The sequence below is a fragment of the Pseudundibacterium arcticum genome (assembly GCF_042646465.1).
GTDB lineage: Bacteria > Pseudomonadota > Gammaproteobacteria > Burkholderiales > Burkholderiaceae_D > Undibacterium_A > Undibacterium_A arcticum.
The window spans coordinates 107649-117401 of the sequence record NZ_JBHRTP010000041.1 but is presented as its reverse complement, the minus strand read 5'-3'; the positions used below and the strand labels follow the sequence as shown (position 1 = coordinate 117401).

At 62.6% G+C, this 9753-nt stretch carries 5 protein-coding genes; 4 read left to right on the top strand and 1 reads right to left on the bottom strand.

Going from position 1 to position 9753, the window contains the following annotated elements:
- Window positions 1-167 precede the first annotated feature (167 nt).
- A complete protein-coding gene (locus tag ACFOFO_RS14585) occupies window positions 168-1352 on the bottom strand; it encodes a M20 aminoacylase family protein (protein WP_390327170.1) in 1185 nt (394 codons plus the stop codon).
- Window positions 1353-1580: 228 nt separating this feature from the next.
- On the opposite strand from ACFOFO_RS14585, the gene ACFOFO_RS14580 reads away from it, so the two are divergent.
- The 4 genes from ACFOFO_RS14580 (at window position 1581) to ACFOFO_RS14565 (ending at window position 9747) form a co-directional block, all read left to right on the top strand.
- Complete coding sequence (locus ACFOFO_RS14580) at window positions 1581-3659, top strand: molybdopterin-containing oxidoreductase family protein (protein WP_390327168.1); 2079 nt, start codon at window positions 1581-1583, stop codon at window positions 3657-3659.
- Window positions 3660-4101: 442 nt separating this feature from the next.
- Window positions 4102-5238: an aminopeptidase gene (locus ACFOFO_RS14575; protein ID WP_390327166.1), complete on the top strand. Its 1137-nt coding sequence runs from the start codon at window positions 4102-4104 to the stop codon at window positions 5236-5238.
- 111 nt (window positions 5239-5349) lie between these two features.
- Window positions 5350-7917, top strand: a complete 2568-nt coding sequence (locus ACFOFO_RS14570) for an alpha/beta fold hydrolase (protein ID WP_390327164.1) — start codon at window positions 5350-5352, stop codon at window positions 7915-7917.
- A 147-nt stretch (window positions 7918-8064) separates the two neighbouring features.
- Window positions 8065-9747 carry a long-chain fatty acid--CoA ligase gene (locus ACFOFO_RS14565; RefSeq protein WP_390327162.1) on the top strand — a complete coding sequence of 561 codons (1683 nt, stop codon included), beginning with the start codon at window positions 8065-8067 and terminating at the stop codon, window positions 9745-9747.
- Window positions 9748-9753 lie beyond the last annotated feature (6 nt).

The window sequence follows — 9753 nt, the reverse complement described above, 5'->3', positions numbered from 1 at the left end:
TTTGCCATGCAACATTCTTTCATAAAAAATGTTGCACTTGGAATTCGAGCGCGCCCGGGCTTGAATATACAGGTGGCAGTATAAATTACGGCCGCCGCCGGTTCGTTCCCAGTCTATTACCCGTTTGTTACCCGCTTATTACGCGCTTGTTACCCGCTTAGTATCGATTACAGATAGCTTTCCGCCAGCCGGACCCAGTAGGTGGCGCCGATCGGCAGCAGATCGTCGTTGAAATCATAGCTCGGGTTGTGCAGATTGCATGGCCCCAGGCCGTGACCGAATGCGCGGTGCTGGCCCTCGCCGTTACCGATGAACACATAACAACCGGGCTTGTCCTGCAGCATGAAGGCGAAATCCTCGGCGCCCATGGTCGGTTCGACCGTGGCGTCGACATGGTCGTGGCCGACCACCGCCTGCATCACTTCGACCGCGAACGCGGTTTCCTTCGGATGGTTGATCAGCGGCGGGTAATTGCGGTGGAAGCTGAAATCGAGTTCGGCGCCGAACGCGGCTGCGGTGTGCTGGGCAATCTCGCGCATGCGCTGTTCGATCATGTCCAGCACCGGCACGCTGAAGGTGCGCACGGTGCCGATCAGGCTGGCGTCGTCCGGGATCACATTGGTGGCGCTGCCGGCGTGGATCTGGGTCACCGACAGCACGGCGGCATCGTTCGGATTGGTGTTGCGCGACACGATGGTTTGCCAGCTTTGCGCGATCTGGACCGCCACCATGATCGGGTCGATGCCCTTGTAGGGCTGCGCCGCGTGCGCGCCCTTGCCCCTGACGATCACTTCAAACTCATTGCTCGATGCCATCATCGGTCCCGGCGTCACGCCGAAGCTGCCAACCGCCACGCCGGGCCAGTTGTGCATGCCGAACACCGCTTCCATCGGGCATTGCGTGAACAGACCGTCGTCGATCATCTTTTTCGCGCCGCCGCCGCCTTCTTCCGCCGGCTGGAAAATGACATACACCGTGCCGTCGAAGCTGCCATGCTGGGCCAGATGGTGCGCGGCGCCGAGCAGCATCGCGGTGTGGCCGTCGTGCCCGCAGGCGTGCATCTTGCCGGCGTGTTGCGACGCGTGTGCGAAGGTGTTGAGCTCCTGCATCGGCAACGCATCCATGTCGGCCCGCAAGCCGATCGCGCGCGCACTGCTGCCTTTCTTGATGATGCCGACCACGCCGGTGACGCCCATCCCGCGCAGGATCGGAATGCCCCACTCGGTCAATTTCTTGGCGACCACCTCGGCGGTGCGCTGTTCTTCAAAACACAGTTCCGGATGGGCGTGGATGTCGCGCCGGATTTGCTGCAATTCGGACTGGAAGGCGATGATGGGGTCGATCAGTTTCATGCTGTGCTCCGGATATTCTTGTTGCGCGCTGCGTCGTATCGCGCGGCGCGCTCTGGTTTACACTGTGGGGGGCGATGGCCGTAACCGATTCTCTATATTACGCCAAGGACACCGCGCTGTGCACCGGGATCGGCTGCGCGGTGTGGGCTGGTACAAAATACTCCTCCGATTGATGCCATATTCCGCAAATAAGATGCCGGGATTAACAATATACTCTCTGGAAAACACATGACGATTTCACAAGTGCGCGCGGTCTGTCCGCATGATTGCCCCGATACCTGCGCCTTGCTGGTGACCGTCGAGGATGGCGTCGCGACCGCGGTGCGCGGCGACCCGGAGCACCCGACCACGGCCGGCGTATTGTGCACCAAGGTGTCGCGCTATACCGAACGCACCTACCACCAGGACCGGCTGCTGTATCCGATGAAGCGCGTCGGCAAGAAAGGCGAGGGCAAATTTGCCCGCATCAGCTGGGATGAAGCGCTCGACACGATTGCGGCGCGGCTGACAAGCGCGGCGGCGCACGATCCGCAGTCGGTGCTGCCCTACAGCTATGCCGGCACCATGGGTCTGGTGCAGGGCGAATCGATGGCGGCGCGCTTCTTCAACAAGTTCGGCGCGTCGCTGCTGGATCGCACCATCTGCGCCGCGGCAGGCGGTGTCGGTTACAAGTACACGCTGGGCGCGCGCATCGGAACCGACATCGAACAGTTTCAAAATAGCAAACTGATCCTGATCTGGGGCGGCAACCCGATTGCCTCGAATCTGCACTTCTGGATGCGGGCGCAAGAGGCCAAGCGGCGCGGCGCCACCCTGATTGCGATCGACCCGTATCGCTCGCTGACCGCCGAAAAATGCCACCAGCATATCGCGCTGCTGCCCGGCACCGACGCCGCGCTGGCACTGGGCATGATGCATGTGCTGATCGCCGAGGATTTGCTGGATCACGATTACATCGCCCGCCACACGCTCGGCTTCGAGCAGTTGAAGCAGCGCGTCAGCGAATGGACGCCCGAGCGCACCGCGACCACCTGCGGCCTGGCGGTCGAACAGGTGCTGCAACTGGCACGGCTGTACGGCGAGTCGGCGCAGCGCGGCGAGCCGGTCGCGATCCGCCTGAACTACGGCATGCAGCGCGTGCGCGGCGGCGGCATGGCAGTGCGCAATATCGCCTGTTTGCCGGCGCTGATCGGGGCCTGGCGCCACGCGGCAGGCGGCATCCAGCTGTCGCTGTCGGACAGTTTTCCCAAAAATCACGCTGCGCTGCAGCGACCGGATCTGCTGCCGACCGCAACACCGCGCACCATCAACATGAGCACCATCGGCGACGACCTGCTGCGCGATGCATCGCCCGAGTTCGGGCCGAAGATCGACACCGTGATCGTGTACAACTCGAACCCGGTCGCGGTCGCACCGGAATCGCCGAAAGTGGCGCAGGGCTTTGCACGCGAAGACTTGTTTACGGTGGTGCTGGAGCATTTCCAGACCGACACCGCAGACTATGCTGACATCGTGCTGCCGGCCACCACCCAGCTGGAGCACGTCGACATCCATTCGACCTATGGCCACCTGTACATGATGGCGAATAACGCCGCGATCGCGCCGCTGGGCGAGGCCAAGCCGAATACCGAAATTTTCCGTTTGCTGGCGGCGCGCATGGGGTACGACGAAGCCTGCTTCAAGGAGAGCGACGACCAGATCGCGGCGCAGGCGTTCGACCGGCGCGATCAAAAGGCGGTGCATTTCGACTGGGACAGCCTGAAACAGAAAGGTTGGCAAAAACTCAATCTGCCGGATGCACCGTTCGCCGACGGCGGTTTTCCGACGCCGTCGGGCAAATGCGAGTTTTACTGCGCCCGCATGCAAGACGATGGCCTCGATCCGCTGCCGACCTATATCGCGCCTTACGAATCGGTGGCCAGCAATCCGGCGCTGGCAAAACAATATCCGCTGGCGATGATTTCGCCGCCGGCGCGCAACTTCCTCAATTCGAGCTTCGTCAATGTGCAGAGCCTGCGCGACACCGAAGGCGAGCCACATCTGGACATGCATCCGCAGGACGCCGCCGCACGCGGCATCAGCGCCGGCGACCGGGCCCGGATCTACAACCGGCGCGGCGCATTCAGCGCCAAGGTGCGCGTCACCGACAAGGCGCGACCCGGTCTGGTGGTCGGGCTGTCGGTCTGGTGGAAAAAGCTGGCCACGGATGGCAAGAATGCCAATGAAGTGACCGGGCAGCGGCTGACCGATATGGGCGGCGGACCGACCTTCTACGATGTACTGGTGCAGGTCGAAAAATTAAATTGATTCCATTGCTAGAGCAAACGTGCACTGTGTGGTCGGCTTTGGCCTTACTAAATACAGTAAGGTCTTCGCGCCGCCGCCGCGCTCACCGTTGATTTGGAAACGGGAAAAATGAACTAAGGCGGCACGAGCAAGTCTTAAAGAGCAGCATGTGTACGGAGAGCAATATACGGAGAAATACGGACCTGCGGCGCAACTGCAATGTGCGCGACAGAGCAATAACAACAGCGCAATAACAACAACATCACAGCGCCCCCTGTCCGGGTCCGCAAGCGGTTGGCAGAACCCGGAGCATCAAATACTCGTATTTTACGTGTCTATTCCCGCAAATAAATTGAGGGGAGATATCGCACACTCTCTTTGGTATTGTGCAGTAGGTGCCCGGCGGGTGTGGCTTGGCGCCTTGAGTTTGACGGAACAGTTGACGGATAGCGGGCGGGACACAATGAAGCATGCAATCAGGATTCGGAACGGCGTCGCGGCCAGCGTGCTGACAGTGCTGCTCGGCGGCGCCACCGCGCTAGTGGCCGGTTGCTCTGGCCTCGGTTACTACGCGCAGGCGGCGCAGGGGCAGATGTCGTTGCTGTCAGAGGCGCGTCCGATCGACGACTGGCTGGCCGACGCCAGCGTCGATGCCAAACTCAAAACCAGGCTGGCCCATGTCAAGGAGATCCGCCAATACGCGGCGCGGGAACTGGGCCTGCCGGACAATGGCAGCTACAAGAACTACGCCGATCTGAAGCGTCAGTTCGTGCTGTGGAACGTGGTGGCGACGCCGCCGCTGTCGTTGCGGCCGACGCAATGGTGCTTCCCGGTCGCCGGCTGCGTCAGCTACCGCGGCTATTACAGCAAGGACCAGGCGCAGGCGGCGGCGACCGCATTGCGCGATGCGGGCGAGGACGTGGAACTGGCAGGCGTGCCGGCCTATTCGACCCTGGGCTGGTTCAACGATCCGGTAATGTCGACCTTCATTCAATACCCGGATGCCGAACTGGCACGGCTGATTTTCCATGAACTGGCGCATCAGGTCGTGTATGCGAAGGGCGACTCCCAGTTCAATGAGTCGTTCGCCACTGCAGTCGAGGAAGTCGGCGTCGAGCGCTGGCTGGAAGCGCACGGCGACGCCAAGATGCGCACCGCTTATGCCGAACACGAAGCACGCAAGAGCGATTTCCTGGCACTGCTGCAGAAGGCACGCGCCGCCGCGCTGATTAACTATGCGAGCGATGCCAGCGACCAGCAAAAGCTGGAACAGAAAAAGCGCATCTTCGCCACGCTGCAGGACGATTACCAGTTGCAGAAGCAGAAGTGGGGTGGTTATGCCGGTTACGATCGCTGGTTCAGTCAGCCGCTGAACAATGCGCATCTGGCCGCGGTGGCGACCTATCACGACTTCGTGCCCGGCTTCAAGGCGCTGCTGAACCAGCAAAAAAAAAATTTCGGCAAGTTCTATGCGGCGGTCAAGCAACTGGCCGAGCTCGACAAATCGACCCGCCAGCAGCGCCTGATCCAACTCGGCCAGAGCGCGCCGATGATGGCCGGCGTGACGACTAACAAGGCGGCGCTGACGGCACAGCCGTAACGCAGCGCGCCGCCTCCATAACGCAGCGCGCCGCCTCCATAACGCAGCGCGCCGGCGCCATGCCGAGGCGGCGGCGCTGACAGCCGGGCGGCGGCTCGCTACAATGCGTCGATGAGCTTCGACGTCGATCTGCATCGCCACACTCTCCAACTCGCCGACCGCATGGTCAACGGCCGTGCGCTCGAATTGAGCGTGGTCGACGCCGGTCCCGGTCCCGAATACGGCGATAAACATGCGGCGCCGACCATGGTGCTGATCCATGGTTTCGGTGGCCGCGCCGCGTATTGGGAATACCAGCTCGAGCAATTCCAGAGCGACTACCGCGTGATCGCGCTCGATTTGCGCGGCCACGGCTACAGCGATGCGCCGACCGAAGCCGACGGCGCGCGTTACGACGTGCCGGAACTGGTGGCCGATATCGCGTCCGCACTGGCGGCCTTGCAGGTGCCGCAGCGCTTCATCCTGGTCTGCCATTCCTTCGGCGGTGCACTGGCCGCCGACTTCATGCGTCAGCATCCGCAGCGCGTGTCGGCGCTGGTGATCATCGCATCGGCGGTGCGCTTCCGGTTGCGGCTGGCCGGACGCTTGTTGCTGCGGGTGCCGCCGGCGATTCTGCACGGCTTGTTCGGCCTGCTGCCGCGCCTCGGGGTCGATGCCGCACGGGTCTATCCACCGGCCCACGTGGTCTATCTGCAAAACCGCAACGCACTGATGCCATGGGACGGCGCCGAAGCTCTGCGCGCGATCCGCACGCCGACCCTGGTGATCCTGGGCCAGCGCGACATCCTGTTTGACGCCAGCTCGTACCAGGACGTGGCCAGGCTGATTCCGGGCGCCGAGCAGGTCGTGATCCCGGTGTCGGCGCATCAGGTGATGATCGAGCGCCCCGATGCGGTCAACCGCGCGATCGAGCGCTTCCTGCAGGCGCAAGTCGATCCGGTCGCCTTGCTGGAACAGCGCGCCGCGCAAAAGCTGCAGCGGCGCGCCCAGCGCAAGCGGCTGGAAGCCGAGCGCCCCTGGCTCAAGTCCTACGATGCGCGCACGCCGTACCAGATCAAGCCACCGCAGTTGCCGCTGCCACGCCTGCTGGAGGCGACTGCCAGGCGCTATGCGCACACTGCGGCGATTCAGTATCTGGGGCGCAAGCTGAGCTGGCGCGAGCTCGACCGTCTCGCCAACCGCTTTGCGCACGGCCTGATCGTGCGCCGCATCCGACCCGGCGAGCGGGTGATGCTGGCGCTGCCGAATACGCCGCAATGGCTGATCGCCTATTTCGGCGTGCTCAGGGCCGGCGCAGTGGCGGTCCTATGCGACTCCAGCAGCGCTGCCGATACCCTGCTGCAGCGCATCGCACAGTCCCGCAGCGTGCTGCTGGTCACCACCTCGAACCGCTACGACGAACTGCGCGACCTGCTGCAATCGGACCCGCGCGCGTGCGACTTGCGGCGCGTCGTGTTTGCATCGCTGATCGATTATCTGGGCTGGCGCGAAAAGCTGAAATTCGCCGTCTTGCGTCACGTTCAGGAGGGGCACTGGCTGCCGTGGTTCCGGCGGGATCGCCAGCACCGCAAGCAGGAACGGCGCTTTTCCAAGTTCGGCGATGTGCTGGTGCGCGGCCGGCAGCTTGCGCCCGCGCTGCCGCGCGCGATCGGGATGGACGACGTTGCGGTGATCGCCTACACCCATGGCAGCACCGGTGCGCCGTTAGCGGTGCCGCTGACGCATCGCAATCTGGCGTCGAACGCGTTGCAGCTGCGGCACTGGCTGCCGGAGTCGCGTCCCGGCGACGAACGCTTCCTGGCGCAGCAAGCATTGTCCAGCGCCTACGGCCTGACCGCGTTGCTGCATCTGGGCGTGTATCTGGGCGCAACGCTGATCCTGCTGCCGGGCGACGAGCTGAGCCAGCTGCTGCAAACCGTCAAGAAATTGCGCCCGACCTTCTTCCCGACCACGCCGCGCCTGGTGCGGCAACTGGCGCATACGGCCGGCGTGCGGCGCTACGGGCTGGCCTCGATCCGGGTCTGCGCGGTCAGCGGCTCGCCGCTGCCGCAGGAAATCCGCGAAGAATTCGAAAAGCTGACGCGCGGTCGCCTGATCCAAGCCTATGGCCTGACCGAGGCGTCGCCGGCCGCGATCGCGATGCCGCTGGCGGCCCGGCCCCGCTCCGGCGTGGTGGGGCTGCCGCTGCCGGATACCGAGGTCAAGATTGTCGACCTCGACAGCGGCGACAGCGCCGCGACCGATATGCCGGGTGAATTGTGGTTGCGCGGGCCACAGGTGTTCGGCGGCTACGACGGCGCTGACCAGCGCGGTGCGCAGGCCAGCGCGCAACGGCTGCAGGACGGCTGGCTGGCAACGGGCGACATCGCCAGCCTCGACGAGGATGGCTACGTCACGCTGATCGACCGCAAGGTCCACATGCTGATACGCGGCGGCGAGCGGGTGTACCCGCGCCAAGTCGAGGAAGTGCTGTTCGAGCATCCGGCGGTGGCCTTGGTACAGGTCCAGCCGGAACCGGATGAAGAGGGCGTGGTGCATCTGCGGGCGCGCGTTATGCTGCATCGCAACATGAAAGCCACGATAGAAGAGTTGTTCACATATTGCTCAAAACGCTTGCAAGCGGCTGCCCTGCCCGATAGTATCGAGATTGAAGAAAAAAATACAACCGTGCTATTTTGATGCAAGGGGCGCATCGACCTATTCAGTCGATCCGACTCCGAGACCGGCCAGTGACTTAGGCAGTGACGAGCGGCGGGCAGTCAAGAGTCAAGGCAACGGCATCTGATAATCAAGACAATCACGACAATCAAGAACCAGGGGTGGAGCATGGATAAAATTTGGCTGAAGTCATACCCGGAAGGCGTACCCGCAGAAATCGATTACACGCAATACCGCTCGCTAGTGCATTTGATGGAAGAGTCGTTCCGCAAGTTCGCCGCACGCAATGCGTACGTCTGCATGGACAAGTACCTGACCTATGCGGAAGTCGATGCGCTGTCGCAGAAAATGGCCGCCTGGCTGCAAGGCCGGGGCATGCAGAAGGGCGCACGGGTGGCCATCATGCTGCCCAATGTGCTGCAAAATCCGGTCTGCACCGCCGCCATCCTGCGCGCCGGTTACACCGTGGTCAATGTCAATCCGCTGTACACCCCGCGTGAACTGGAGCACCAGCTCAACGATTCCGGCGCCGAAGCGATCATCATCCTCGAAAATTTTGCCACCACGCTGCAGCAGGTCGTCGGTCGCACCAGCATCAAGCACATCGTGGTCGCCAGCATGGGCGATCTGCTCGGCACGCTGAAAGGCACGATCGTCAATTTCGTGGTGCGCAATATCAAGAAAATGGTGCCGGCCTATACGCTGCCGGGCGCGATCCGCTTCAACCGGATGCTGTCGGAGGGCGCCGGCATGACCTTCAAGCCGGTCACGCTGACGCACGACGACCTCGCTTTCCTGCAATACACCGGTGGCACCACCGGCGTGTCGAAGGGCGCGGCACTGTCGCATCGCAACGTGATCGCCAACGTGCTGCAGAACGATGCCTGGCTGCAGCCGGTGATCCAGCGCGAGCCGAAGGTGGAACAACTGGTCATCGTTTGCGCGCTGCCGCTGTACCACATCTTCGCACTGACCGCCTGCAGCCTGCTGGGCACCCGCGTCGGCGCGATGAACATCCTGATTCCGAATCCGCGCGACATTCCCGGCTTCGTCAAGGAGCTGGGCAAGTACAAATTCAGTATGCTGCCGGCCGTCAATACGCTGTACAACGCGCTATTGAATAACCCTGATTTCGCCAAGCTCGATTTCTCCGGGCTCAAGGCCTGCAATGCCGGCGGCATGGCGGCGCAGAAGGCGGTGGCCGACCAATGGATCAAGGTCACCGGCTGCCCGATCATCGAAGGTTACGGCCTGTCCGAGACTTCGCCCACGGCGACCTGCAATCCGGCGACTGCGACCGGATTCAGCGGCACCATCGGGATCCCGCTGCCGTCCACCGAAGTCATGATTCTGGACGACGATGGCAATCCGGTGCCGCTCGGCCAATCCGGTGAAATCGCGATCCGCGGCCCGCAGGTGATGGCCGGTTACTGGAATCGTCCTGAGGAAACAGCGCAGGTGATGACCGCCGACGGCTTCTTTAAATCCGGCGACATCGGCGTAATGGACGAGCGCGGCTTTATCAAGATCGTCGACCGCAAGAAAGACATGATCCTGGTGTCCGGCTTCAACGTCTATCCGAACGAAGTCGAAGGGGTGGTCGCGATGCATCCTGGCGTACTGGAATGCGCCTGCGTCAGCGTGCCGGACGAGCATTCGGGCGAGGCGGTCAAGCTGTTTGTGGTGCGCAAGGATCCAGCGCTGAGCGCTGAAGACCTGATGAGTTTCTGCAAGGAAAAGCTGACCGGTTACAAGCGGCCGAAGTACATCGAGTTCCGTGCCGATCTGCCGAAAACCAACGTCGGCAAGATCCTGCGGCGCGAATTGCGCGACGAGAAAAAGGCCGCGTGAAGCCGA